General features: G+C 64.3%; 23 protein-coding genes and 1 pseudogene. 6 read left to right on the forward strand and 18 right to left on the reverse strand.

Annotated features, from left to right (window positions below; translation table 11 throughout):
* From ACK6AU_RS07800 to ACK6AU_RS07810, 3 genes are all read right to left on the reverse strand, one after another.
* On the reverse strand, nucleotides 1–656 hold a 656-nt coding region (locus ACK6AU_RS07800; RefSeq protein WP_409298619.1), incomplete at its 3' end, for a beta-ketoacyl synthase N-terminal-like domain-containing protein.
* Nucleotides 657–666: 10 nt separating this feature from the next.
* Nucleotides 667–1,326 (reverse strand): CoA transferase subunit B, encoded by a 660-nt coding sequence (locus ACK6AU_RS07805; protein WP_185701116.1) that lies wholly within the window; start codon nucleotides 1,324–1,326, stop codon nucleotides 667–669.
* 36 nt (nucleotides 1,327–1,362) lie between these two features.
* Nucleotides 1,363–2,061, reverse strand: a complete 699-nt coding sequence (locus ACK6AU_RS07810; protein ID WP_185701117.1) for a CoA transferase subunit A — start codon at nucleotides 2,059–2,061, stop codon at nucleotides 1,363–1,365.
* A 209-nt stretch (nucleotides 2,062–2,270) separates the two neighbouring features.
* Between ACK6AU_RS07810 and ACK6AU_RS07815 the strand changes: the two genes are divergently transcribed.
* Nucleotides 2,271–3,170: a LysR family transcriptional regulator gene (locus tag ACK6AU_RS07815; protein ID WP_185701118.1), complete on the forward strand. Its 900-nt coding sequence runs from the start codon at nucleotides 2,271–2,273 to the stop codon at nucleotides 3,168–3,170.
* Between the two features lies 1 nt (nucleotide 3,171).
* Here ACK6AU_RS07815 and ACK6AU_RS07820 read toward each other — a convergent pair whose 3' ends face one another.
* From ACK6AU_RS07820 to ACK6AU_RS07860, 9 genes are all read right to left on the reverse strand, one after another.
* Nucleotides 3,172–4,011: an NAD-dependent protein deacetylase gene (locus ACK6AU_RS07820; RefSeq protein WP_409298622.1), complete on the reverse strand. Its 840-nt coding sequence runs from the start codon at nucleotides 4,009–4,011 to the stop codon at nucleotides 3,172–3,174.
* A 144-nt stretch (nucleotides 4,012–4,155) separates the two neighbouring features.
* Nucleotides 4,156–6,387, reverse strand: coding sequence for an LTA synthase family protein (locus ACK6AU_RS07825; RefSeq protein ID WP_409298624.1), 2,232 nt, complete (start codon nucleotides 6,385–6,387; stop codon nucleotides 4,156–4,158).
* 232 nt (nucleotides 6,388–6,619) lie between these two features.
* Complete coding sequence (locus tag ACK6AU_RS07830; protein ID WP_022641043.1) at nucleotides 6,620–7,060, reverse strand: CBS domain-containing protein; 441 nt, start codon at nucleotides 7,058–7,060, stop codon at nucleotides 6,620–6,622.
* Nucleotides 7,061–7,267: 207 nt separating this feature from the next.
* Nucleotides 7,268–7,792: a DUF2867 domain-containing protein gene (locus ACK6AU_RS07835; protein ID WP_185701121.1), complete on the reverse strand. Its 525-nt coding sequence runs from the start codon at nucleotides 7,790–7,792 to the stop codon at nucleotides 7,268–7,270.
* Nucleotides 7,793–8,169: 377 nt separating this feature from the next.
* On the reverse strand, nucleotides 8,170–9,282 hold the full coding sequence (locus ACK6AU_RS07840) for a polyamine ABC transporter substrate-binding protein (RefSeq protein WP_409298627.1): 1,113 nt from the start codon (nucleotides 9,280–9,282) through the stop codon (nucleotides 8,170–8,172).
* 60 nt (nucleotides 9,283–9,342) lie between these two features.
* Nucleotides 9,343–10,239 (reverse strand): ABC transporter permease subunit, encoded by an 897-nt coding sequence (locus ACK6AU_RS07845; protein ID WP_409298629.1) that lies wholly within the window; start codon nucleotides 10,237–10,239, stop codon nucleotides 9,343–9,345.
* Nucleotides 10,236–11,117: an ABC transporter permease subunit gene (locus ACK6AU_RS07850; protein ID WP_409298718.1), complete on the reverse strand. Its 882-nt coding sequence runs from the start codon at nucleotides 11,115–11,117 to the stop codon at nucleotides 10,236–10,238. The genes ACK6AU_RS07845 and ACK6AU_RS07850 overlap by 4 nt, the downstream gene beginning before the upstream one ends.
* A 41-nt stretch (nucleotides 11,118–11,158) precedes the next feature.
* Nucleotides 11,159–12,301: a polyamine ABC transporter ATP-binding protein gene (potA, locus tag ACK6AU_RS07855; RefSeq protein WP_207245005.1), complete on the reverse strand. Its 1,143-nt coding sequence runs from the start codon at nucleotides 12,299–12,301 to the stop codon at nucleotides 11,159–11,161.
* A 227-nt stretch (nucleotides 12,302–12,528) separates the two neighbouring features.
* On the reverse strand, nucleotides 12,529–13,284 hold the full coding sequence (locus ACK6AU_RS07860) for a gamma-glutamyl-gamma-aminobutyrate hydrolase family protein (protein ID WP_185702236.1): 756 nt from the start codon (nucleotides 13,282–13,284) through the stop codon (nucleotides 12,529–12,531).
* A gap of 266 nt (nucleotides 13,285–13,550) precedes the next feature.
* Between ACK6AU_RS07860 and ACK6AU_RS07865 the strand changes: the two genes are divergently transcribed.
* The 5 genes and pseudogenes from ACK6AU_RS07865 to ACK6AU_RS07885 form a co-directional block, all read left to right on the forward strand.
* Nucleotides 13,551–14,927, forward strand: coding sequence for a glutamine synthetase family protein (locus ACK6AU_RS07865; protein WP_409298632.1), 1,377 nt, complete (start codon nucleotides 13,551–13,553; stop codon nucleotides 14,925–14,927).
* A gap of 33 nt (nucleotides 14,928–14,960) precedes the next feature.
* Nucleotides 14,961–16,451, forward strand: coding sequence for an aldehyde dehydrogenase (locus tag ACK6AU_RS07870; RefSeq protein ID WP_409298634.1), 1,491 nt, complete (start codon nucleotides 14,961–14,963; stop codon nucleotides 16,449–16,451).
* A 52-nt stretch (nucleotides 16,452–16,503) separates the two neighbouring features.
* On the forward strand, nucleotides 16,504–17,784 hold the full coding sequence (locus tag ACK6AU_RS07875) for an FAD-binding oxidoreductase (RefSeq protein WP_185700121.1): 1,281 nt from the start codon (nucleotides 16,504–16,506) through the stop codon (nucleotides 17,782–17,784).
* A gap of 305 nt (nucleotides 17,785–18,089) precedes the next feature.
* Nucleotides 18,090–18,638 carry a cupin domain-containing protein gene (locus tag ACK6AU_RS07880; protein WP_185700122.1) on the forward strand — a complete coding sequence of 183 codons (549 nt, stop codon included), beginning with the start codon at nucleotides 18,090–18,092 and terminating at the stop codon, nucleotides 18,636–18,638.
* Nucleotides 18,639–18,746: 108 nt separating this feature from the next.
* A pseudogene (locus ACK6AU_RS07885) lies at nucleotides 18,747–19,043 on the forward strand (hypothetical protein); the annotation flags it as partial.
* Between the two features lie 34 nt (nucleotides 19,044–19,077).
* Here ACK6AU_RS07885 and ACK6AU_RS07890 read toward each other — a convergent pair.
* From ACK6AU_RS07890 to ACK6AU_RS07915, 6 genes are all read right to left on the reverse strand, one after another.
* Nucleotides 19,078–19,239, reverse strand: a complete 162-nt coding sequence (locus tag ACK6AU_RS07890) for a DUF2986 domain-containing protein (protein WP_185700124.1) — start codon at nucleotides 19,237–19,239, stop codon at nucleotides 19,078–19,080.
* An 83-nt stretch (nucleotides 19,240–19,322) separates the two neighbouring features.
* On the reverse strand, nucleotides 19,323–19,982 hold the full coding sequence (locus tag ACK6AU_RS07895) for a hypothetical protein (RefSeq protein ID WP_409298637.1): 660 nt from the start codon (nucleotides 19,980–19,982) through the stop codon (nucleotides 19,323–19,325).
* 259 nt (nucleotides 19,983–20,241) lie between these two features.
* Nucleotides 20,242–20,991, reverse strand: coding sequence for an amino acid ABC transporter ATP-binding protein (locus ACK6AU_RS07900; RefSeq protein WP_185700126.1), 750 nt, complete (start codon nucleotides 20,989–20,991; stop codon nucleotides 20,242–20,244).
* A gap of 14 nt (nucleotides 20,992–21,005) precedes the next feature.
* Nucleotides 21,006–21,665 carry an amino acid ABC transporter permease gene (locus tag ACK6AU_RS07905; RefSeq protein ID WP_185700127.1) on the reverse strand — a complete coding sequence of 220 codons (660 nt, stop codon included), beginning with the start codon at nucleotides 21,663–21,665 and terminating at the stop codon, nucleotides 21,006–21,008.
* A gap of 9 nt (nucleotides 21,666–21,674) precedes the next feature.
* Nucleotides 21,675–22,322 carry an amino acid ABC transporter permease gene (locus ACK6AU_RS07910; protein WP_185700128.1) on the reverse strand — a complete coding sequence of 216 codons (648 nt, stop codon included), beginning with the start codon at nucleotides 22,320–22,322 and terminating at the stop codon, nucleotides 21,675–21,677.
* Between the two features lie 63 nt (nucleotides 22,323–22,385).
* On the reverse strand, nucleotides 22,386–23,174 hold the full coding sequence (locus ACK6AU_RS07915) for a transporter substrate-binding domain-containing protein (RefSeq protein ID WP_409298640.1): 789 nt from the start codon (nucleotides 23,172–23,174) through the stop codon (nucleotides 22,386–22,388).
* Between the last annotated feature and the right edge of the window lie 49 nt (nucleotides 23,175–23,223).

Below are 23,223 nucleotides of genomic sequence, written 5' to 3' on the forward strand. Positions count from 1 at the left end.
TGCTCGTCGGTGGCGAAGGTCAGCGGGTCGCCCTTGCGCTGGGGGATCTGGATCGGGGTGATCTCGTCGACGAAGCGCCCGGCCTCGATGGCCGCGGCGGCCTTGCGCTGGGAGTCGGCGGCGAAGGCGTCCTGGGCTTCACGGCTGATGCCGTATTTTTCCACCAGGTTCTCGGCGGTGATGCCCATGTGATAGTCGTTGAAGGCGTCCCACAGGCCGTCGCTGATCATGGAGTCGATCATCTGGCTGTGGCCCATGCGCAGGCCGGTGCGGGCCCCAGGCAGGACGTAGTTGGCCAGGCTCATGTTCTCCTGGCCGCCGGCGATGATCACCTCGGCGTCGCCGCAGCGGATGGCCTGGGCGGCCAGGTGCAGGGCCTTGAGGCCGGAGCCGCAGACCTTGTTCAGGGTCATGGCGGGCACGGCGTGGGGCAGGCCGGCCTTGATCGCGGCCTGGCGTGCGGGGTTCTGCCCGGCGCCGGCGGTGAGCACCTGGCCCATGATGACTTCGTCGACCTGGGCTGGGTCGATGCCGGTCTGGGCCAGCAGCTGGCGGATCACCGCGGCGCCGAGGTCGACGGCGGGAATGGCCGCCAGCGAGCCCTGGAAGGTGCCCACGGCGGTGCGGGTGGCGGCAACGATTACGACGTCTTGCATGATGGGCTCCTCAGGCGAACTGCATTTCGGGAACGTGGTCCGGCACGATCAGCTTGCCGGCGGTCTTGCTGACGATTTCCTCGACGCTGACCCCGGGGGCGCGTTCCTTGAGGATGAAGGCGCCATCCTCGATCTCGAGGTAGGCCAGGTCGGTGAGCACGCGCTTGATGCACTGCGCGCCGGTCAGCGGCAGGCTGCAGCGGCTGAGCAGCTTGGACTCGCCGTCCTTGGACGCGTGGGTCATGGTCACGATGATGTTGTCGGCACCGGCCACCAGGTCCATGGCGCCGCCCATGCCCTTGACCAGCTTGCCGGGGATCATCCACGAGGCGATGTTGCCCTGCACGTCCACTTCGAAGGCACCGAGCACGGTGAGGTCGATGTGGCCGCCGCGGATCATCGCGAAGGATTCGGCGGAGGAGAAGATCGAGGCGCCGATGCGTGCGGTCACGGTCTGTTTGCCGGCGTTGATCATGTCGGCGTCGATCTGGTCCTCGGTGGGGAAGGCGCCCATGCCCAGGAGGCCGTTTTCCGATTGCAGCATGACTTCCATGCCTTCGGGGATGTAGTTGGCCACCAGGGTCGGGATGCCGATGCCCAGGTTCACGTAGTAGCCGTCCTGCAGTTCGCGGGCGACGCGCTGAGCCATTTGTTCGCGGGTAAGAGCCATGTTTGTTGTCCTTTTAGTCGGGCTGGGGAAGGGCGATCACTTGCGCACGGTGCGCTGTTCGATGCGCTTCTCGAAGGTGCCGCAGATGACTCGGTCGACATAGATGCCCGGGGTATGGATATGCGCCGGGTCCAGTTCGCCCGGCTCGACGATTTCTTCCACCTCGACCACGGTGATCTTGCCGGCGGTGGCCGCCAGGGGATTGAAGTTCTGTGCGGTGTGGCGATAGACCACGTTGCCGAAATGGTCGGCTTTCCAGCCCTTGACGATGGCGAAGTCGCCGGTGATGGACTCTTCCATCAGGTAGGTGCGGCCATTGAACTGGCGGGTTTCCTTGCCTTCGGCCACGGGAGTGCCGACGCCGGTGGCGGTGAAGAAGGCCGGGATGCCGGCGCCGCCTGCGCGCATTTTTTCCGCCAGGGTGCCCTGGGGGGTCAGCACTACCTCGATCTCGCCACTGAGCAGTTGCTGCTCGAACAGGGCGTTCTCGCCGACGTAGGAGGCCACCACCTTGCGGATCTGGCGGTCTTCGAGCAGCACGCCCAGGCCGAAGCCGTCGACGCCGCAGTTGTTGGATACCACGGTCAGATCGCGGGTCCCCCGGCGCTTGATCTCGGCGATCAGGTTCTCGGGAATGCCGCACAGGCCGAAGCCCCCGGCGATCACGGTCATGCCGTCCTGCAGACCTTCCAGGGCTTCCTCGTAGGACGCCACGCGCTTATCGAAACCTGCCATATGCACCATCCTCTTTCTTGTTCGTTGGCGGCTGGCCAGCCGTTGTGGGATCAGTGTTGCGCCATGGGATTGATTTGTTAAGTTGATTTTTAAGGTTGATTGATTTGAAAAACAGCATAATGAGCTGCAAGCTGCAAGCTGCAAGCTGCAAGCTGCAAGCTGCAAGCTTATAGCTTGTGGCCTGTCGCTGCGCCTCCTGAGGATGATGGATGACGGTCAAACAGATAAGGGCCTTCCTGGCGGTGGCCCACAGCATGAGTTTCGCCTTGGCCTGTGAGCGCCTGCACCTGTCGCAGTCGGCGCTGAGCCTGACCATCAAGGCCCTGGAAGAGGGCCTGGGCGGACGCTTGTTCACCCGCAATACGCGCAACGTCGCCCTGACGCCCGAGGGCGAGGCGTTGTTGCCCCTGGCCCGGCGCCTGATCGCCGACTGGGACAACGCCGAGGACGAAATGCGCCAGCGCTTCACCCTGCAACGTGGGCGGGTGACCCTGGCGGCCATGCCGTCCTTCGCCGGCAACCTGCTGCCGCCGATCCTCAAGCAGTTCCGGGCCCGCTACCCGCAGGTCAACGTCACGGTCAACGATGTGATCAACGAGCAGGTGCTGGAGATGGTCCGCGACCGCGAAGTCGAGCTGGGGGTGGCCTTCGAACCCCAGGACAGCACTTCGCTGGCCTTCACCGCGCTGTACGTCGATCGTTTCGTCGCCGTGGTGTCCCGGGAGTCGTCCCTGGCACAGCGCAGCGAGATCGACTGGCAGACGCTGTTGCAGGAGCCCTTCATCACTCTGCAGCGCCCGTCCACGGTGCGGGTCATGCTCGAGGAGCATCTGCGGGCCCAGGGCATGCAATTGCCGGTGGAGTTCGAGAGCCACCAATTGGCGACCGTGGGCCGCATGGTCGCCAGCGGCCTGGGGGTGAGTGCGGTGCCGGCCTTGTGCGCCGGGCAGATGCGCGAACTGGGTGGGCACTGCATCACCCTCGGCGAGCCGGTGGTGGAGCGGGCCATCGGGGTGCTGACCAAGCCGGGAGAGGAGCTGTCCACCGCGGCCCAGGCCTTGTTCGACATCCTGCGCGAGGCCAGCCTCGTCCAGCGCCTGCCTGCCTGACTCAACTGCCCAGGCGTTCGGCGAGCCAGGGCAGGGCCTGGTCGCAGGGCTGCTCCAGCTTGAAGTCCAGCAGCTCGTCGGCGCGGGTCTTGCCGAAATTGATGGCCAGCAGCGGCTTGCCTTGCTCGACCACCGCCCGGCACAGGCGAAAGGCCGAGTAGGCCATCAGCGACGATCCCACCACCAGCAGGCCGCCGGCTTCGTGTACCGCGCTCCAGGCTTGGGCTGCCGTAGCCTGGGCCACGTTCTCGCCGAAGAACACCACGTCGGGCTTGAGCCGCGCGCCCTGGCAGTGGGGGCAGAGGGGCACCTGGAAGCGTGCCTCGAAGGCCGGGTCCAGCAGGGTATCGCCGTCGGGCGCCTGTACCGCGTCGACGCCGGCCAGGTACGGGTTTTGTGTCTCCAACTGCTGCTGGATGGCATCGCGCTCGCTGCGCTGGTTGCAGTCCAGGCAGCGTACCCAGTGCAAGCTGCCGTGGAGTTCGATGACCCCGGGGCTGCCGGCCTGGTCGTGCAGGGTGTCGACGTTCTGGGTGATCACCCCGGCGATCCGCCCTCTGGCCTGCAACTGCGCCAGCGCCAGGTGCGCGGCGTTCGGCCGGGCCTGGCGGATGCGCGGCCAGCCGAGCATGGCCCGGGCCCAGTAGCGCCGGCGAGCTTCGCTCTGGTTGAGGAACTCCTGGTACATCATCGGTTGCCGCCCACGGCGCACGCCTTCGTTGTCGCGGTAGTCGGGGATGCCCGAAGGGGTGCTGACACCGGCCCCGGTCAAGACCATGAAAGGCTGGGTGTCCAGGGCGGCGGCGAGTCGTTCCAGGGAGGGCGCGGCGGGTTGGTTCATGCTCGGGGCTCGTTCAGGCAGGCCTGTTAGAAATAGCCGCAAAGCCGGCGTTGCGCCAGCGCCCGTCAGCAGGTGGCGGAGCCTGGGCCAGGTTCCGGATTGCCGTGGGGCCTGCCGCAAGACATGGGCAGGCCCGCCCGGGGATCAGCTGGAATGCTCGCTGTCGTCCTCCAGGGGCATGTCCACGTTGTTGTCTTCCTGGCCCGGCACTTCGGTGATCACGCTGAAGTCGCTGACTTCCACGGCGCCCAGGCCATAGCCCAGCAGGTGGAAGGAGAAGGCCTTGCGGGTCTGCGGGTTGTCGAAGCGGAAGTCCATCTGCAGGGGCTGGTCCGGGGTCACCAGCATTTCTTCCGGCAGGCCCAGGGGCACGTCCTGCTCCAGCTCCTTGCCCTTGAGCAGGATGTAGGCGTTCTGCTGCGGGTCGGCCGAGCGCACGGTGAAGCGCACCCGGGTCTGGGTCCCCTTGGGCATCTCCAGGTACTGGGCACCGATCAGGTTGTCGGCCCAGTCGTCCTTGATCTGCGCCTGCAGCGGAATGATCGCCGGGCTGCCGAACTGGTAGTGCTGGTTCAGTGGCGACTGCAGCAGGCTGCGGTCCAGGTTCGCTGCCCGGGCGCTGACCAGGCGCGCCCGCTGGCCGCCGTACTGGCCCAGGAAGCTGGCGCTGTCGGCGATGAAGCCCTGGCTGGCGTAGTTGCGGCAGCGCTGCTGGAAATCACACTCGGTGAAGGTGCCCTGGCCGTCGTGGTAGCGCAGCTTGCCGTTGGTGTAGGACATGATTTCCCGGCCCCCGGCATAGTCGCGGAACAACGAGCGGCCGCTGAGGCTGGCGGGCACCGGCAGGGCGAAGTAGTCCAGCACCGAGGCGCTGAGGTCGACATGGCCGTAGGTGCCGGACTTGATGTGCGGCAACAGTGGCTGGTCCGGGGCCAGCATCAGGTTGAAACCCCAGGACGAGGCCAGGCGCACGCCGTCGATGCCGTGGGACTCATCGGACGTGATGATCACCAGGGTGTCCTTGAGCACGCCCTTGCGCTCCAGGCCCTCGAGGAAGTTGCCGATGGCGTCGTCCAGGTAGCCGACCGCCGCCTGCTTGGGCGTGTCGTAGCGCTCCAGGTATTCCTCGGGGGCCGAGTAGGGCTGGTGGGTGCCGACGGTCAGCAGGGTGAGCATCCACGGCTGCTTGTTCTTCTTCAGCTGGTCGATGTAGCCCAGGGCGCCTTCGAAGAACGCCTTGTCATCCTTGCCCCAGGGAAATTCCAGGTAGTTGGGGTTGTTGAACCATTCCAGGCCATGGGTCGAATCGAAGCCGATGTGCGGCATGATCTTGTCCTTGGCCATGAAGCGCAGGCCGGCTCCCTGCAAGTAGTGGGTCTGGAAGCCGAACTTGTGCATCTGCGCCGGCAGGCAGGCCTTGTTGCGCTGGTTCTGGGTCAGCATCTCCACGCCCTTGGGCGTGCCGTTGTCCAGCTTGTCGTAGTCGCCGCAGAGCATGGCGTACAGGCCACGGATGGTCTGGTGGCTGTGCAGTACGTAGTCGGGGGTGTTCATCCCGCGTTCGGCCCAGGCGCTGAGCCTGGGCATCAGGTTTTCCTGGTAGCGGCTGTGCAGCGCTTCGCGGTTGGTCTTGATATAGGCGCCGGGAATGCCCTCCAGGGCGATCAGCAGCACGTTGCGCGCCCGGCCAGCGCTGGGCAGCAGCGGCTGGCCCGCAAGATCCAGGTTGGTCAGGCCGGCCATCTGCACTGGCGCGTCTGGGGTGTCGCCATCGAGCCAGTCTTCGACGCGGATTTGCGCCTGGCCCACGGCAGTGGCCAGGGCCTGGTGCGGTAGGTTGAACAACTGCCATTGGTCCGCTTCGCTGGGCTTGAGGTACTGGATGCCACCGTGGGCCAGCAACAGCACCGCCGGCAGGCTCCAGGCGTGGCGCGGCAGGGTCGGCAGCGATACCCCGCGACTGCTGCGCTGCACCACCAGCCACAGCACCAAGCCCAGCAACAAGGCCAGGCCCAGCTCGGGGTGGGCCTGGCCGCCGCCGGTGGAGTTCTCGACGAATTGCGGGTCCACCAGGTAGTGCAGGTCGGAGACGTTGGGCATGCGGCCCACGGCGCTGACCAGCTCGGCGCTGACCAGGGTCAGCAGGGCCCAGATCACCAGCACCGGCAAGGCCAGCCACCAGCGTCGGCGGTACAGCAGCACGGTGAGCAGGCTGGCGCTGGCCAGGTCGGAAAGGTAGCCCAGCGGGTTGGACCAGCCCAGGGCCAGGCGCGCGCCCATGGGGACCAGCAGCAACAGGCCGAACAGGGTGCATAGGGGGGCAAGGGGGTGTTGTAGGCAACGACGGATAAAATTCACAGATAACCTGCCTGTCATCAAAGCTTCACGCAAATGTGCGCAATGGTAACAAGACCTGGCGGCTCGTCGTTTCTTAAATTGGCGAGGCAGTGGCGCTCCAGGGTTCGCTTCGAGGCGCTCAATTGCGTCTTTGCGGGGGTGCAGGGCCCTGGTCCAGGCGCTTGGGACGCCTACAGGAGGAGGGGACTGGCGCGGGATTTACTATTTCAGAGTGTTAAAAAAGGAGCCGCGGACCGGCTCCTCATGGGCATCACTCGCCGCGGATGTACTGCTCCAACTGGCGGATCAGGTCGGCTTGCTCGGCGATCGCTTCCTTGACCAGGTCGCCGATGGACAGCAGGCCCAACAACTGGCCGTTCTCCACCACCGGCAGGTGGCGCAGGTGGTTGTCGGTCATGATGCTCATGCAGGTCTCGACGTTCTGGTGCGAGTCCACGGTGATCACCGGCGAGCTCATGATGGCGCTCACCGGCGTGCCGACCGAGGAGCGGCCGTGCAGTACCAGCTTGCGCGCATAGTCACGCTCGCTGATGACCCCGACCACCGCGCCGTTCTCCAGGACCGGCAAGGCGCCGACGTTTTTCTCGGCCATCAGCATCAGGGCCTCCAGCACCATCTGCTGCGGGGCGATGGTGTGTACTTGCTGGTGGTGCTTGGCCTTGAGTTTCAGCAGTTCTGCGACGCTCTTCATTGGGGGCGCTCCGGTTGTTCTGCAGGGGGCGGCGCCGGCCGCCCCAAGGTGGGTTTCTACAGAATCGTAGAGACTGGGCCAGCCGGCAAGGCTGAAAGCGGCAGACAGACGGCGAAAAACGTCAATCGGCAGGAATTTTTGCAGGCTTGCTGGGGAAAACCCTTGCTTGACGGCGGCTTTGGTCCCCGAGGGCCTGGATGTCGCCGCTCAATGACGGTTGATATTGGCCAGGGTCATGGGGGCGATGATCCGGTGAAAAGGCGCCACCGGCAGCATGTACAGGCGCCCCAGCAGATTGTGCGGGTGGACCACGGTGGACAGCACCACCGGGCGTTGTCCGTCGTCGTTCGGGGGCAGGCGATTCAGGGACAGGTACACGTCCAGGTGCTTGTCCCGGTCCACCACCAGCACCTCGTCGGGCGTCTGCGACACCAGGGTGAAGATGCCGACCCGCTGGTCCGGCTGGTAGTCCTCATCGGCCCGCGCCAGGTCGATGCGGGTCAGGCGACCCAGGTCCTTGAGGCCGAACAGCTGCACCACGCGATTACGCAGGGCCATCATCCGGTCGATCCAGGCCGGGGTCTGGCTCATCAGCAACAGCAGGTGGCGCATGGCGCTGCGCTCGGGATCGTTGGCCAGCACCTGGCGGCAATCGACGAAGCTCGCCCCGACGGCCAGGTTGGCGATGCTGGATGGGCTGGGCACTGGGCAAGGTTGGACGGTGGCGTGCATCGATACGGTTCCCTGTAAGAAATGGCGGCGCCTGCTGGCGCCCGGCAAAAATACCATTGTGCTGTGGCCGCTGCCGAGGTTGCGACAAGGTCGAGCCCCGGCGGCCGCTACGCGCCCGTGCGCAGCTTGCGGCAGCGGATACACGAAGCGACCTCGAGGCCTCCACTGCACCCGTCAATGGCCGCAACGCCCAGCAAGACCTGGGCAGTGGCTATGCGCAGAAGGTGACAGGCAGCATGAAAAAAGGCGCCCGCAGGCGCCAAGGATTCACCCCAACCGAGGGAGCCGGGTGAAGCCGTTCGCAGGAGTGTCGCGGTGGTAAGGCGCGACGTGAACGGAAGAGGGAGGGCGCCGGCGGGAGCACGGGCGCCAGAGGATCACTTGCCCAGCTTGATGCGGGTCCAGCCGCGGTTCATCACGCGCTGGATCGGGATCGGCTGGTCGGGCACCGCATACAGGGTGGCCAGCACGTCCTGCGGCGGGTAGGAGGCCGGATCGTTGCGGATCGCCTCGTCCACCAGCGGCGTGGCGGCGGCATTGGCGTTGCTGTAGCCCAGGCTGTTGGTGACTTCGGCGATGATATCCGCGCGCATCAGGAAGTTCATGAACAGGTAGGCGTTGTCGACGTTGGTGGCGTCCTTGGGGATGGCCATCATGTCGTAGAAGCTGCCGGCGCCCTCCTTGGGAATGCTGAAGGCGACTTTCTCCTGGTTGCCCGCTTCTTCGGCGCGCGAGCGAGCCTGCAGCACGTCGCCGGAGTAACCCACGGCCACGCAGATGTTGCCGTTGGCCAGGTCCGAGATGTACTTGGAGGAATGGAAGTAGGTCACCGACGGGCGAATCTTCATGAACAGCGCCTCGGCCTCGAGGATCTGCGCCTTGTCCTTGCTGGCCGCCGGGTAGCCCAGGTAGTGCAGGGCGGCCGGGAGCATCTCGGTGGGCGAGTCGAGAAAGCTGATGCCGCAGGCTTTGAGCTTCTCGGCGTTCTCGGGCTTGAACAGCAGGTCCCAGGAGTTGACCGGTGCGTCGCTGCCCAGGGCCGCCTTGACCTTGTCCGGGTTGTAGCCGATGCCGATCGAGCCCCACATGTAGGGGAAGGCATGGGCATTGCCCGGGTCGCTGGCGGAAGCGTTCTTGAGCAGCACCGGGTTGAGGTTCTGCCAGTTGGGCAGCTTGGACTTGTCCAGTTCCTGGTAGACCCCGGCCTTGATCTGCTTGGCCAGGAAGCTGTTGGACGGCACCACGATGTCGTAGCCCGACTTGCCGGTCAGCAGCCGCGCTTCCAGGGTTTCGTTGCTGTCGAAGACGTCGTAGGTCACGTGGATGCCGGTCTCGGCCTCGAACTTCTTCAGGGTGTCCGGGGCGATGTAGTCCGACCAGTTGTAGACGCGCAGCACTTTGTCGCCAGCGTGGGCGCCGACGGCCAGGGCGCCGGTCAGGGACAGTGTCAGCAGCAGTTTGGCGGACAATATCCTGCCAGGCATTTTCATCACGACAACTCCATTCTTATTGTCAAAACGGCCGCCGGGGCGGCCTTGTCACACCAGGGTTCAAACCGTCGCCGGCTGCCGCTTGGCCTGGGGCCTTGCGGGTGTGGGGCTCCACGCTTCGTTGGCCGTGAACTCCATGGCTTCCTGGATCGCCCGCTTGCGGGCTTCCTCGGCGCGCCGGCCGAAGTACCAGACCAGGAAAGTCACCAGCGACACCGCCAGCAGGATCAGGCTGGCCACCGCGTTGATCTCCGGCTTGACCCCCAGGCGCACCGCCGAGAAGACTTCCATCGGCAAGGTGGTGGAGCCCGGGCCGGACACGAAGCTGGCCAGCACCAGGTCGTCCAGCGACAGGGCGAAGGACATCATGCCGCCCGCCGCCAGGGACGGGGCGATCATCGGGATGGTAATCAGGAAGAACACCTTGAACGGCCGCGCTCCCAGGTCCATGGCCGCTTCTTCGATGGACAGGTCCAGTTCACGCAGGCGCGCGGAGACTACCACGGCTACGTAGGCTGCGCAGAATGTCGTGTGGGCGATCCAGATGGTGGCGATCCCTCGCTCCATGGGCCAGCCGATCAATTGCGCCATGGCCACGAACAGCAGCAACAGCGACAGGCCGGTGATCACCTCGGGCATCACCAGCGGCGCGGTGACCAGGCCGCCGAACAGGGTGCGCCCCTTGAAGCGGGTGACCCGGGTCAGCACGAAGGCCGCCAGGGTGCCCAGGGCCACCGCCGCCACGGCGGTGTAGCAGGCGATTTCCAGGGAGCGCAGCACCGAGCCCATCAGTTGCTGGTTGTCCAGCAGGCCCACGTACCACTTCACCGACCAGCCGCCCCAGACCGTCACCAGCTTGGAGGCGTTGAACGAGTAGATCACCAGGATCAGCATCGGCAGGTAGATGAACGACAAGCCGAGCACCAGCATCAGTTTGGAAAATTCGCAGCGTTTCATGCCCGTCCCTCCATCTCTTTGGCCTGGCTACGGTTGAACAGCAGGATCGGCACGATCAGGATCGCCAGCATCACCACCGCCAGGGCCGAGGCCACCGGCCAGTCGCGGTTGTTGAAGAACTCCTGCCACAGCACGCGGCCGATCATCAGGGTCTCCGGGCCGCCCAGCAGTTCCGGGATCACGAATTCGCCCACCACCGGGATGAACACCAGCATGCAGCCGGCGACGATGCCGTTCTTGGCCAGGGGCACGGTGATCTTCCAGAAGCTGTTGAAGTTGCTCGACCCCAGGTCGGCGGCGGCTTCCAGCAGGCTCGGGTCATGCTTGACCAGGTTGGCGTACAGCGGCAGCACCATGAACGGCAGGTAGGCGTAGACCACGCCGATGTACACCGCGAGGTTGGTGTTGAGGATTTCCAGCGGCTGGCTGATCAGCCCGGTCCACAGCAGGAAGCTGTTGAGCAGGCCGTTGTTGCTGAGGATGCCCATCCAGGCATAGACGCGGATCAGGATCGCGGTCCAGGTCGGCATCATGATCAGCAGTACCAGCACGTTCTGGGTTTCCTTGCTGGCCCGGGAGATGGCGTAGGCCATGGGGAACCCCACCGCCAGGCACAGCAGGGTGCTGATCAGCGCCACCTTCAGCGAGCCCAGGTAGGCCGAGAGGTACAGCTCGTCGCCGGCGAGCATGGCGTAGTTGCCCAGGTTCAGCAGCAGCTGGAACTTCTGTTCGGCGTAGGCGTAGATCTCGGTGTAGGGCGGGATCGCCAGGGCCGCTTCGGAGAAGCTGATCTTCATCACCAGGAAGAACGGCAGCATGAAGAACAGGAACAGCCAGAGGAAGGGAATGCCAATGACCAGCTTGCGGCCACTGGGCAGCATGCGCAGCAGTTTACGGTCTGGAGTCATGGTCGAGGTCCTCATGCGCGCAGTACCACGCCGCTGTCGTCTTCCCACCAGACGTAGACCTCGTCATCCCAGGTCGGCCGGGCGCCACGACGTTCGGCGTTGGCCATGAACGACTGGACGATCTTGCCGCCGGGCAGCTCGACGTAGAACACCGAGTGGCCGCCCAGGTAGGCGATGTCGTGGACCTTGCCCCGGGACCAGTTGTAGCGCGACTCCGGCTTGAGGGTGGTGACCAGCATTTTCTCCGGGCGGATGGCGTAGGTCACCGACTTGTCCTGGACCGAGGTGCTGACCCCATGGCCGACGTAGATCTGCTGCGCCAGGTCCGGGCAGTCGATGATGGCGTAGCCTTCCAGGTCTTCGGTGACGGTGCCTTCGAAGGCATTGACGTTGCCGATGAACTCGCACACCAGGCGGCTCACCGGGGCTTCGTAGATGTCCACCGGGCTGCCGGTCTGGGCGATCCAGCCCAGGTGCATGATGGCGATGCGCTGGGCCATGGTCATGGCTTCTTCCTGGTCGTGGGTCACCATCACGCAGGTCACGCCCACGCGCTCGATGATCTCCACCAGTTCCAGTTGCATCTGCGAGCGCAGCTTCTTGTCCAGGGCGCCCATGGGTTCGTCGAGCAACAGCAGCTTGGGTCGCTTGGCCAGGGAGCGGGCCAGGGCTACGCGCTGGCGCTGGCCGCCGGAGAGCTGGTGCGGCTTGCGCTTGGCGTACTGGGTCATGTGCACCAGCTTGAGCATCTCGCCGACCCGGGCTTCGATCTCGTCCGCCGGCAAGCGGTCCTGCTTGAGGCCGAAGGCGATGTTCTGGGCCACGGTCATGTGCGGGAACAAGGCATAGGACTGGAACATCATGTTGATCGGCCGCTCGTAGGGCGGCATGTCGGTGATGTCCACGCCATCCAGCAGGATGCGTCCCTCGGTGGGTCGCTCGAACCCGGCGAGCATGCGCAGCAGGGTGGACTTACCGGAGCCGGAACCGCCCAGCAGGGCGAAGATCTCGCCTTGGTGGATCTCCAGGGACACATCGTCCACGGCCACGGTTTCATCGAACTTCTTGGTCACGCGGTCGATCTTCACCAGAACCTTCTGCGGGCTCGGGTGGCCTTCGAGGGCCTTCCGGTAAGTGCTGGAGGCGTTTGCCATATGAAACTCCCAACAGATGTCAGCGGCCTGGCCAATACGGCCCGGCCTAAAGGTTGATTGCCAGCCCGGGGGGCGGGCTGATTCGGCGCCGCCTCCCTGGCGGCCTGACGCTATTTGTTGTTGTGGTCTTGCCGTTTGCCGCTCACGCCGGATGTCGGGCGCGCACGAGGGCACGCGCCATGGGGCAGGGCGTGTTGTTACAGGTGCAAATGCGCGATGTGCAGGGCTTAGCGGCGCTGCGCGGCTCGTTGCCGGCAGGCGTCGCCGAAGGCCTGGAAGATCCGCAGGTAGGCCGGGGTCGACAGCACCTGCCATTCCGGGTGCCACTGCACGCCGAAGGCGAAGGCCTTGCTGTGTTCAACCGATACCGCCTCGATCAGGCCGTCCGGCGCCACGGCCTCGACCCGCAGGCCCGGGGCCAGGCGATCGATGCCTTGGCTGTGGATCGAGTTGACCTGGATCTCGCCATCCAGGCCCATGGCCGCGAAGACCCCGCCCGGCTGGATCGCCACCGGGTGCGCGGGGGCGTACTGCACCTCGATGCGCGGATCGTCGGCTTCACGGTGATCGAGAAAGCCCGGCAGCTCGTGGACCTTCTGGTGCAGGCTGCCGCCGAAGGCCACGTTCATTTCCTGGAAGCCGCGGCAGATGCCGAGCACCGGCACGCCGGCGGCGACGGCCGCGCGCAGCAGGGGCAGGGTGGTGGCATCGCGTTGCGGATCATGGGCGGTGCCCGGTTCGCTGGGCGGGCCCTGGTAGTGGAAGGGTTCGACATTGGAGGGCGAGCCGGTGAACAACAGTCCGTCCAGGTTGTGCAGCAGATCCTGGGTATCGACCAGGTCCGCCAGGGAAGGGATGACCAGGGGCAGGCCCTCGGCCGCGACACTGACCGCACGCAAGTACTTGTCGCCGCTGACGTGGTAGGGATGCAGACCGATCTCTTTGACGCACGCAGTAACGCCGATCAATGGCTTGAATGCCATTTTTATCACCTCGAAATTCACGCTGGAACGAGTTTTTCCAGAGCTTATCCTCGTTGATTTTAATTAACAACTTCCATGTAAAAAATTCTAAACGCATTTCATATGAAAGCCTTGATTGGCGCAGATCCTGGGGTTTTTGGGATTCTTGTGGGGCAAAATAATTAACGAATCGGCGCCATGAAGGGCTATTGACTTCGGTTTTTCTTTCGGATTGACTGCGGGTGCGTCACCGCAGTGAACATAATAATTAACACGATAGGTGCATCATGTCGGTCCCCCCGCGTGCCATTCAGCTCAATGAAGCCAACGCCTTCCTGAAAAAACATCCCGAGGTTCTCTACGTCGATCTGCTGATTGCGGACATGAACGGTGTGGTGCGCGGCAAGCGCATCGAGCGTACCGCCCTGCACAAGGTCTATGAGAAGGGCATTAACCTGCCGGCCTCGCTGTTTGCCCTGGATATCAACGGCTCCACGGTGGAAAGCACCGGCCTGGGCCTGGACATCGGCGACGCCGACCGCATCTGCTACCCGATCCCCGGCACCCTGAGCGTCGAGCCCTGGCAGAAGCGCCCCACCGCGCAGTTGCTGATGACCATGCACGAGATCGAGGGCCAGCCGTTCTTCGCCGACCCCCGTGAAGTGCTGCGCCAGGTGGTGAGCAAGTTCGACGAACTGGGCCTGACCATCTGCGCCGCCTTCGAGCTGGAGTTCTACCTGATCGACCAGGACAACGTGAACGGCCGGCCGCAATCGCCGCGTTCGCCGATCTCCGGCAAGCGCCCGCAATCGACCCAGGTCTACCTGATCGACGACCTCGACGAATACGTCGACTGCCTGCAGGACATCCTCGAAGGCGCGAAAGAACAGGGCATCCCCGCCGACGCCATCGTCAAGGAAAGCGCCCCGGCCCAGTTCGAAGTCAACCTGCATCACGTGTCCGACCCGATCAAGGCCTGCGACTATGCGGTCTTGCTCAAGCGCCTGGTGAAGAACATCGCCTACGACCATGAGATGGACACCACCTTCATGGCCAAGCCTTACCCGGGCCAGGCGGGCAACGGCCTGCATGTGCACATCTCGATCCTCGACAAGCAGGGCAACAACATCTTCGCCAGCGAAGACCCCGAGACCAACGCGGCCCTGCGCCATGCCATCGGCGGCGTGCTGGAAACCCTGCCGGAGCAAATGGCCTTCCTGTGCCCCAACGTCAACTCCTACCGCCGTTTCGGCGCCCAGTTCTACGTGCCGAACTCGCCGACCTGGGGCATCGACAACCGCACCGTGGCCGTGCGCGTGCCCACCGGCTCGGCGGACGCGGTGCGTATCGAGCACCGGGTGGCCGGTGCCGACGCCAACCCCTACCTGCTGATGGCCTCGGTGCTGTCGGGTATCCACCACGGCCTGACCCACCAGATCGAACCCGGCCCGGCCATGGAGGGCAACGCCTACGAGCAGAGCGAGCCGAGCTTGCCGAGCAACCTGCGCGACGCCCTGCGCGTGCTGGACGACAGCGAGGTGATGGCCAGGTACATCGACCCGATGTACATCGACGTGTTCGTGGCTTGCAAGGAAAGCGAGCTGGCGGAGTTCGAGAACTCCATCTCCGACCTGGAATACAACTGGTACCTGCACACGGTCTGACGGCCGTGTGTCTTCGCGCGTTGAGTATTCGCCATGACTAGATCCCGCAGCGATTGGGAGCAGCGCTTCCAATCCCTCACCCTGGAAGGCCGCGCCTTCATCGACGGCCAGTACTGCGCTGCCCAGGGCGGCGCCACTTTCGAATGCCTGAGCCCGGTGGACGGGCGCTTCCTGGCCAATGTCGCCAGTACCGACCAGGCCGATGCCGATCATGCCGTGGCCGTGGCGCGCCAGGCCTTCGCCAGCGGCGTGTGGTCGGGCAAGGCCCCGGCCGAGCGCAAGCGCATCCTGATCCGCTTTGCCGAGCTGATCCTCGAGCACCAGGAAGAACTGGCGCTCCTGGAGACCCTGGACATGGGCAAGCCCATCAGTGATTCCCTGGCCATCGACATCCCGGCCACGGCCAATGCCATCCGCTGGAATGCCGAAGCCATCGACAAGCTCTACGACGAAGTGGCGGCCACGCCCCACGACCAGTTGGGCCTGGTGACCCGCGAGCCTTCGGGGGTGGTGGCGGCCATCGTGCCGTGGAATTTCCCGCTGATCATGGCCAGCTGGAAGTTCGCCCCAGCCCTGGCGGTGGGCAACTCGTTCATCCTCAAGCCTTCGGAAAAGTCGCCGCTGACCGCGATCCGCATCGCCCAGCTGGCCCTGGACGCCGGCATTCCCAAGGGCGTGTTCAACGTCCTGCCGGGCTACGGCCACACCGTGGGCAAGGCCCTGGCCCTGCACATGGACGTGGACGTGCTGGCCTTCACCGGCTCCACCGCGGTGGGCAAGCAACTGCTGCAGTACTCCGGCCAGAGCAACATGAAGCGGGTATGGCTGGAGGCCGGCGGCAAGAGCGCCAACGTGGTGTTCGCCGATGCGCCGGACCTGGGCGAAGCGGCCCGAGCGGCGGCTGCGGCGATCGCCTTCAACCAGGGCGAAGTCTGCACCGCCGGCTCGCGGCTGCTGGTGGAGCGTTCGATCCGCGAGCAGTTCCTGCCGTTGCTGGTGGAGGCGCTCAAGGCCTGGCAGCCCGGGCATGCGCTGGACCCGGCCAGCCGCGTCGGCGCCCTGGTCGATGAGCGCCAGCTGGACAACGTGCTGCGCTACATCGGCATCGGCCGGGAGCAGGGCGGGCGACTGTTGGCCGGTGGTGCGCGCACCCTGGAAAGCACCGGCGGCCTGTATGTCGAACCGACCCTCTTCGACGGTGTGACCAACGCCATGACCATCGCTCGCGAGGAGATCTTCGGCCCGGTGCTGGCGGTGATCAGTTTCGATACCGAGGAACAGGCGTTGCAGATCGCCAACGACAGCATCTTCGGCCTGGCCGCTGCCGTATGGACCCGCGATCTCAGCCGCGCCCATCGCTTCGCCCGGGGCCTGCGCGCCGGCAGCGTCTGGGTCAACCAGTACGACGGCGGCGACATGACCGCGCCGTTCGGTGGCTTCAAGCAGTCGGGCAATGGCCGCGACAAGTCGCTGCATGCCTTCGACAAGTACACCGAGCTCAAGGCGACCTGGATCAAGCTCTAAGACCTATGACAACGGCAGGGCGGTCGAGCCGCACCTGCTGGAGAACCACGACATGCAAACCTACGTGAACAGCTATTACGCGGCGACCCGCAACCGGACCGTCGACTACCCCGAGCTCGACCAGTTGGTGGAGTGCGATGTCTGTGTGATCGGCGCCGGCTATACCGGCCTGTCCTCGGCGCTGTTCCTGGCCGAGGCCGGCTACAGCGTCACCGTGCTCGAGTCGGCCAAGGTCGGCTTCGGCGCCAGCGGGCGCAACGGCGGGCAACTGGTCAACTCCTACAGCCGCGACGTGGATGTGATCGAAGAGCGCTACGGGGAAAAGAGCGCCGAGGTGCTCGGCAGCATGATCTTCGAAGGCGCGGACATCATCCGCCAGCGCATCCAGCACTACGACATCCAGTGCGACTACCGTCCTGGCGGTATTTTCGCCGCCCTGAACCCCAAGCAGCTCAAGGGCCTGGCCGAGCAGAAGCGCAACTGGGAACGGTTGGGCAACCACAACCTCCAGCTGCTGGACAAGGCGCAGATCGACCGCGAAGTCGGTACCCGCAACTACGTCGGCGGTTTGCTGGACATGCAGGGCGGGCATATCCACCCGCTGAACCTGGCCCTGGGCGAGGCCAACGCCATCATCGGCCTGGGCGGCAAGATCTTCGAGCAGTCGGCGGCCCTGGAAATCACCTACGGCGAGCCCAACGTGGTGCGCACGGCCAAGGGCGTGGTGCGCGCCAAGTACCTGCTGATCGCCGGCAACGCCTACCTGCAGCAGGACCTGGACCCGCGCGTGACCCGCAAGAGCATGCCCTGCGGTTCGCAGATCGTGGTCACCGAACCATTGCCGCAAGCGCTGGCCCGCAGCTTGATCACCCACAACTATTGCGTGGAAGACTGCAACTACCTGCTGGACTACTTCCGCCTCACCGGCGACAACCGCCTGCTGTACGGCGGCGGGGTGGTCTACGGTGCCCGCGAGCCCAACGACATCGAGCAACTGATCCGGCCGAAGATCCTCAAGACCTTCCCCCAGCTCAAGGACGTGAAGATCGACTACCGCTGGACCGGCAACTTCCTGCTGACCATGTCGCGCATGCCGCAATTCGGCCGGATCGAGAAGAACGCCTACTACATGCAAGGCTACAGCGGCCATGGCGTGACCTGCTCGCACCTGGCGGGCAAGCTGATCGCCGAGATGATTCGTGGCGATGCCGAGCGCTTCAACGCCTTCGCCTCGCTGCCACACATGCCGATGATCGGCGGCCGCACCTTCCAGGCGCCGCTGACCGCCATGGGCGCTGCCTATTACGCCCTGCGTGACCGTTTCGGCATCTAATCCGAAAGGACGCTCGCGCTCTTGTTCTATGCAGGAGCGCAGTTTGCTCGCGATGAACGATGACGCGGTTTGCCAGGCGCCACGGGTCCACAGGCTTGGCGCCCGCTTCGCGGTCGGGCGCAGGACCTCCCAGGGCCCGCAAAACCACCGTAAAATCCCCGTAAACCCCTTGTCGCCAGCCTTTACAGCACCGCCGTCAAACATGTTTAAATAGCCGCCTTTCCGGCTCCAGGGGCAGCCAGATCGCGATTTTCGCGACCCAACCGCCACACGATTCCCTCCAGTTCCTCTCACATAAGGCTGTTATGGACACGGGCACCCGACTCAAACTCGTTCGCGAAAGCTACAACCTCTCCCAGCGCGAGCTGGCCCGGCGTAGCGGCGTTACCAATGCCACCATCTCCCTGATCGAACAGAATCGCGTCAGCCCCTCCGTCAGTTCCCTGAAAAAGCTGCTGGAAGGTATTCCCATGTCCCTGGCCGACTTCTTCACCTTCGACCAGCCCCCCCGTGAGCACCAATACGTATTCCGTGCCAACGAACAACCGGACCTGGGCCGCGACGGCCTGCGCCTGTTGATGGTCGGCGCGCCCCTGGCCAACCGGCAGATGCGCTTTCTGCGCGAGCAGTACGCCCCGGGCGCCAGCTCCGGCGAAGAGCCGATCGTGCACAACGAAGGCGAGGAGTGCGGCCTGGTGATCCGTGGCACCGTGGAACTGACGGTGGATGGCCAGGTGAGCGTGCTCAATCCGGGCGATGGCTACTACTTCCCCACCACCTTGCCCCACAGCTTCAGGAACATTGGCCAGGATGAGGCCGAGATCGTCAGTGCCAACACCCCGGCGAACTTCTGAGCCGGGGTACTGGCCCTGGCTTGGGAACGGTATCCGGCAACGTCGATACCTGGCGGTGGACGCTGAAGAGGACAATGACAGATGGATATTGCTGCACGATTCATCTGCTGGGTCGAGGCGTTGTTCTGGGAGGATGAGCGCTATCGGCTACTGGAGTCTTTCGATGGGGGGCAACGCCCTCGACTCCAGATCGATGGCGCCGAGCTGACCCTGTTCGTCTGGCGGGAGTTCTGCGAGCGCCCAGAGCCGCCGGCCATCCAGGGACCGTCGGTGGATGAAAGCATTGCGAGCCTGCGTAGGGCGTTTGCATCCCTGGCCGATGTCCAGTTGGAGTCAGTCGTGGGGGTAGGGCGCAGGGTGAAAACGGCGGCTCACCGACTGCTGCAGTGGACATTCAGGCGGTAAGCCAACCAGCGGTGCGGGTGCCTGGACGGGCGTATCAGCCCTCTGTCGAAGCCTGGGCCTCGCGGGCGGTCTCTTCGGCCAGCTTCAAGCGGTCGGCCTTGCAGATGTACCTGGGCTTGTTTTTCGGTGCCAGCTTGGCCTTGGCTTTCTTGGCGTGGGCGTCCAGCAGCTGCTTGATTTTCTTGCGACGGTTCATCGTTCTCTACCTGGGGGACAAGCGCGCGGATGATATCAGCTTGAACTGGATCCCCGTACGCGCTTGGGTTGCCGCGTGTCGTCTCAGCAGCCGGGGCCCTTGAGGCCGGTGCCGATGGTGACCGCGGTGACCTGGACCTTTTCAAAGGCCTTCTGGGCCGCGGCGGCGTATTTCTGGTCGCAGTTGAAGCGCGTCTCCATCACATAGTCCTCGCCTTCGGCCTTTTGCATCTGGCTCGCCCATTGGTCGGCAGCGTTGATCGCGGCATCCGAGACCAGCGTCACTTCCAGCAGCACCTGCTTGAAGTCCACGGCATGGGGACCTTCCCACAGCGCATAGACCGAAGGGTCCGCGGCGTTGCCGCACATGCTCAGGCAGTCGGCGCTGTAGCTCAGGCCGCCGCCGGACGAGGCCTCGAAGGCGCCCAGGGTCAGAGGCTGGCCGGGAGCAGGGGCATAGGTACCGACGAACTGGGTCAGGTCGGCCTGGCATTTGGGTCCCAGTTCCATGCGCAGGGCGCTGACCTTGCCGCCTTCCACCGTCGCGGTGATCTGGCAACCCTGGACCTTGAACACATGGGCATTGCCGTTGGATTCCCGGGGGATTCCGGCGATCGATTCGAAGTAGCGCTGGTTGGTGCCCAGCATGTCGCCGTTAAAGACCTCGGCCACGGAGGCGGCGTGGGCCACGTCGAGAGACAGCGTCAGGGTGGCGGCACAAAGGCTGTAGAGCGCCTTGTTCATGTAAGCATCCTTTCAATTGAGAGACCAATGCCTGGGGTCATCGGCAGGTGGGTTCGGGTGCGGGAGTTTAGCAGCGTTACGGTTGGCCATGACATGCCTGGACGTTGCGATCACTCGGTCCCGGGGCGTCCTCACAAGATCCGTCACACAGGCGGGCTCCGGTCTGAGCCCGATAGGTCTCGTAGATCGGCTGGACCTGCGGGTTATCCAGGCTTTGGTGGGTGATGTCTTCAGCCTGCCGGTGAAACGGTCGGGTAACCTATCGATCGTGCAGGTGTTTTTTCAAGAACAGACGAGTCCGTTCCTGCACCGGGTTCTGCAGGATTTCCCGGGGCGTTCCTTCCTCGACCACCACGCCACCGTCCATGAAGATGATCCGGTCGGCGACCTCGCCGGCAAAGCGCATTTCATGGGTGACGATCAGCATGGTCATGTGTTCGGCGGCAAGCTGCTTCATCACCTGGTTGACCTCTTCGACCAGCTCCGGGTCTAGCGCCGAGGTCGCTTCGTCAAACAGCATCACCTTGGGGCGCATGGCCAGTGCCCTGGCGATGGCCACCCGTTGTTTCTGCCCGCCGGACAGGCGCGAGGGGTATTCGTCTAGCTTGTTGGCCAGGCCCACTTTCTCCAGGTATTCCATGGCCAGCTCGCGAGCCGATTGCTGGCTGAACCCCTTGAGCTTGATCGGGCCGATGGCGATGTTTTCATGCACGGTCAGGTGCGGGAACAGGTTGAAGTGCTGGAACACCATGCCCATCTGCTGGCGCACGCTATTGATGTGCTGCTCGAAGGCCCGGCCTTTCAAGGGGCGGTTGACCTGTTCGCCTTCGAGCCAGATCTGGCCGTCGTCAAGCACCTCAAGGTGGTTGAGCGAGCGTAGCAGGGTACTTTTGCCCGAGCCGCTGGGGCCGATGATGGCGATGATCTGCCCGCGCGCGACGGACAGGTCGATGCCCTTGAGGACTTCCAGTGCGCCATAGGCCTTGCGCGCCCCCTTGACTTGGATCATGAGCTTTTCTGTGGTCATCGTGACATCTCTACCCGGGTTTCAAGAAGGTGCAGGCCGGCTTCCAGAACAAGATTGACGGCGTAATAGATCACCGCGACGGCCAGATAGAATTCGAATGGGCTGTAGGTCTCGCTCACCGCGCGCTGGGCGCTGTAGACCAGTTCGGCAATGCCGATGATGGACACCAGGGACGTGTCCTTGAGCAGCACGATCAGGTTGTTGCCAAGAGGAGCGATGGTGCGGCGCAGGGCTTGCGGGACAATGATGTAGCGCTGGGTCTGGCTGCGGCTCAGGCCGATGGAGCGCGCGCCTTCGACCTGGCCCGGGTCCACCGAGAGCACGCCGGCCCGGATCACGTCGGCATTGTAGACAGCGAAGTGCAGGCTCAGGCCAATGATCCCGGCCATCAATGCCGGGATGTCGATCCCCACTTGCACCAGGCCGTAGTAGATGAGGTACAGCTGTAGCAGCAGCGGGGTGCCCATGAGCAGCCAGGTCATGAAGCGTATGGGCAGCGATACCAGCCTTGGGGTGTAGAGCACGATCAGGGCGAAGGCGATTCCCGCCAGCAGGCTCAAGGCGCTGGAGCTCAGGAACAGGACGACGGTCCACCACAGTCCGGTCGCCAGCAGTTCGGAATAAGGTGTCACGATACTCAGGTCGAGGCTTGGCATTGGAGGGTCTCACTTGGCCGCGAAGCGCTGATCGAGGTGGTCGACCAGCAACCTCACCGCGTAGACCATCACGATGTAAAGCGCGGCCGAAACCATGAAGATTTCAAATGGCTTGTAGGTGGAGCTGATGAACCGCTGCGCGGTATAGGACAGCTCGACCACGGAGATCGTCGACACCAGTGCCGAGCCCTTGATCAATGCCACGGCGTTCACGCCCAGGGGCCTGATCATCAGTTTCGCCGTTTGCGGCAGGGTGATCAGCCAGAGGGTCTGGCCCCTGCTGAAGCCAATGGAGCGAGCGGCTTCCACCTGGCCGGGATCGACGTTACCGATAGCGCCCCGAATGGACTCGGCCATGTAGGCCGCGATGTTCAGGCCCAGGCCGATGACCCCGGCCGAGAACGGCTCCAGCTCCAGGCCGATTTGCGGACCGCCAAAGTAGATGAGGAACAACTGCACCAGGCAGGGCGTGCCGCGGAACACGCTGATATAGAGCCTGGCCAGGCAGCGCAGGATGAAGCTGCCGCACAGGCGCGCCGCCACCAGGACGATGGCGATCAGCAAGCCGAGCGCCAGTGCCAGCAGCGACACTTGCACCGTGATCCACGCGGCCTCCAGGAAGAACGGCAGCGTGCGTTGTATGAGAGTCAGGTCCATGGCGAGGCTCGGCAAAGTCAGCTGGACTGGCTCGACGCCGGGTCGGGCCAGGCGGCGAGGGCGTCAGCGAATATCCTTGCCGATCCACTGCATGGAGATCTTTTCGTAGCTGCCGTCGGCGAGCATCTTGTCCCGCGCCTTCTGCAGCGCCGCCTTGAGTTCGGGGTTGTTCTTGCGCAGCGCGATGCCCATGCCTTCGATGCCGCCATCGCTGTCCGGGGGCGTGATGATGCGCACTTTCTGTCCGGTTTCCTTGACGGCCACCAGCACCGGGACGCTGTCCATCACGATCGCGTCGATCCGCCCGGCCTCCAGGTCGACCAGCATCTCGGGAAGGCCCTTGTAGGTCTTCACCTTCAGGTTGCCGCGGGCCCGGGCCCATTTGTCGTGGGCGTCGCCCAGCGTAACGCCGACCGTCACATCCTTGAGCTGGTCCAGGCTGTGGATCGGCGAGTCATCCTTGACCACGATCGTGCGCCCGGCGTGGTAGTAGGGGCCGGCGAAATCCACGGCCTTCAAACGCTCCGGGGTAATGGTCATGGAGGCGATGATGGCGTCGTATTTCTTGGCCAGGAGCCCGGCGATGATCCCGTCGAATGGCGTGGTGATAATGGTTACCTTCACCCCCAGCCGTTCAGCCAGGGCCTCGCTGATGGAGGCGTCGAACCCGACGATCTGGTTCTGCTCGTTGGCGAAGCTGAAGGGGGAATACTGGCCGCTCATGGCGATGCGGATTTCCCCGGCTTGCTGGATCGTCTGCAGGTCATCGGCCTGGGCGGCAGTGGGACAGAGCAGCGCTGTGGCCGCGACGGTGGATGCGAACAACAGACCCTTGAGCGTTCTGGCTAGCATTGGATGGAACCTTTGAAGAATTTTTATTTGTTTTATCGGGCTCTTCACC

The sequence above is a fragment of the Pseudomonas sp. KCJK8993 genome (genome assembly GCF_046230915.1).
In the GTDB taxonomy this organism is placed as follows: domain Bacteria; phylum Pseudomonadota; class Gammaproteobacteria; order Pseudomonadales; family Pseudomonadaceae; genus Aquipseudomonas; species Aquipseudomonas piscis.

What these genes read in the sequence shown, in the direction of transcription:
- ACK6AU_RS07805 (WP_185701116.1), bottom strand. Translation starts at nt 1,326, where the DNA reads ATGGCTCTTACCCGCGAACAAATGGCTCAGCGCGTCGCCCGCGAACTG.
- ACK6AU_RS07810 (WP_185701117.1), bottom strand. Translation starts at nt 2,061, where the DNA reads ATGGCAGGTTTCGATAAGCGCGTGGCGTCCTACGAGGAAGCCCTGGAA.
- ACK6AU_RS07815 (WP_185701118.1), top strand. Translation starts at nt 2,271, where the DNA reads ATGACGGTCAAACAGATAAGGGCCTTCCTGGCGGTGGCCCACAGCATG.
- ACK6AU_RS07820 (WP_409298622.1), bottom strand. Translation starts at nt 4,011, where the DNA reads ATGAACCAACCCGCCGCGCCCTCCCTGGAACGACTCGCCGCCGCCCTG.
- ACK6AU_RS07825 (WP_409298624.1), bottom strand. Translation starts at nt 6,387, where the DNA reads ATGACAGGCAGGTTATCTGTGAATTTTATCCGTCGTTGCCTACAACAC.
- ACK6AU_RS07830 (WP_022641043.1), bottom strand. Translation starts at nt 7,060, where the DNA reads ATGAAGAGCGTCGCAGAACTGCTGAAACTCAAGGCCAAGCACCACCAG.
- ACK6AU_RS07835 (WP_185701121.1), bottom strand. Translation starts at nt 7,792, where the DNA reads ATGCACGCCACCGTCCAACCTTGCCCAGTGCCCAGCCCATCCAGCATC.
- ACK6AU_RS07840 (WP_409298627.1), bottom strand. Translation starts at nt 9,282, where the DNA reads ATGAAAATGCCTGGCAGGATATTGTCCGCCAAACTGCTGCTGACACTG.
- ACK6AU_RS07845 (WP_409298629.1), bottom strand. Translation starts at nt 10,239, where the DNA reads ATGAAACGCTGCGAATTTTCCAAACTGATGCTGGTGCTCGGCTTGTCG.
- potA (WP_207245005.1), bottom strand. Translation starts at nt 12,301, where the DNA reads ATGGCAAACGCCTCCAGCACTTACCGGAAGGCCCTCGAAGGCCACCCG.
- ACK6AU_RS07860 (WP_185702236.1), bottom strand. Translation starts at nt 13,284, where the DNA reads ATGGCATTCAAGCCATTGATCGGCGTTACTGCGTGCGTCAAAGAGATC.
- ACK6AU_RS07865 (WP_409298632.1), top strand. Translation starts at nt 13,551, where the DNA reads ATGTCGGTCCCCCCGCGTGCCATTCAGCTCAATGAAGCCAACGCCTTC.
- ACK6AU_RS07870 (WP_409298634.1), top strand. Translation starts at nt 14,961, where the DNA reads ATGACTAGATCCCGCAGCGATTGGGAGCAGCGCTTCCAATCCCTCACC.
- ACK6AU_RS07875 (WP_185700121.1), top strand. Translation starts at nt 16,504, where the DNA reads ATGCAAACCTACGTGAACAGCTATTACGCGGCGACCCGCAACCGGACC.
- ACK6AU_RS07880 (WP_185700122.1), top strand. Translation starts at nt 18,090, where the DNA reads ATGGACACGGGCACCCGACTCAAACTCGTTCGCGAAAGCTACAACCTC.
- ACK6AU_RS07890 (WP_185700124.1), bottom strand. Translation starts at nt 19,239, where the DNA reads ATGAACCGTCGCAAGAAAATCAAGCAGCTGCTGGACGCCCACGCCAAG.
- ACK6AU_RS07895 (WP_409298637.1), bottom strand. Translation starts at nt 19,982, where the DNA reads ATGAACAAGGCGCTCTACAGCCTTTGTGCCGCCACCCTGACGCTGTCT.
- ACK6AU_RS07900 (WP_185700126.1), bottom strand. Translation starts at nt 20,991, where the DNA reads ATGATCCAAGTCAAGGGGGCGCGCAAGGCCTATGGCGCACTGGAAGTC.
- ACK6AU_RS07905 (WP_185700127.1), bottom strand. Translation starts at nt 21,665, where the DNA reads ATGCCAAGCCTCGACCTGAGTATCGTGACACCTTATTCCGAACTGCTG.
- ACK6AU_RS07910 (WP_185700128.1), bottom strand. Translation starts at nt 22,322, where the DNA reads ATGGACCTGACTCTCATACAACGCACGCTGCCGTTCTTCCTGGAGGCC.
- ACK6AU_RS07915 (WP_409298640.1), bottom strand. Translation starts at nt 23,174, where the DNA reads ATGCTAGCCAGAACGCTCAAGGGTCTGTTGTTCGCATCCACCGTCGCG.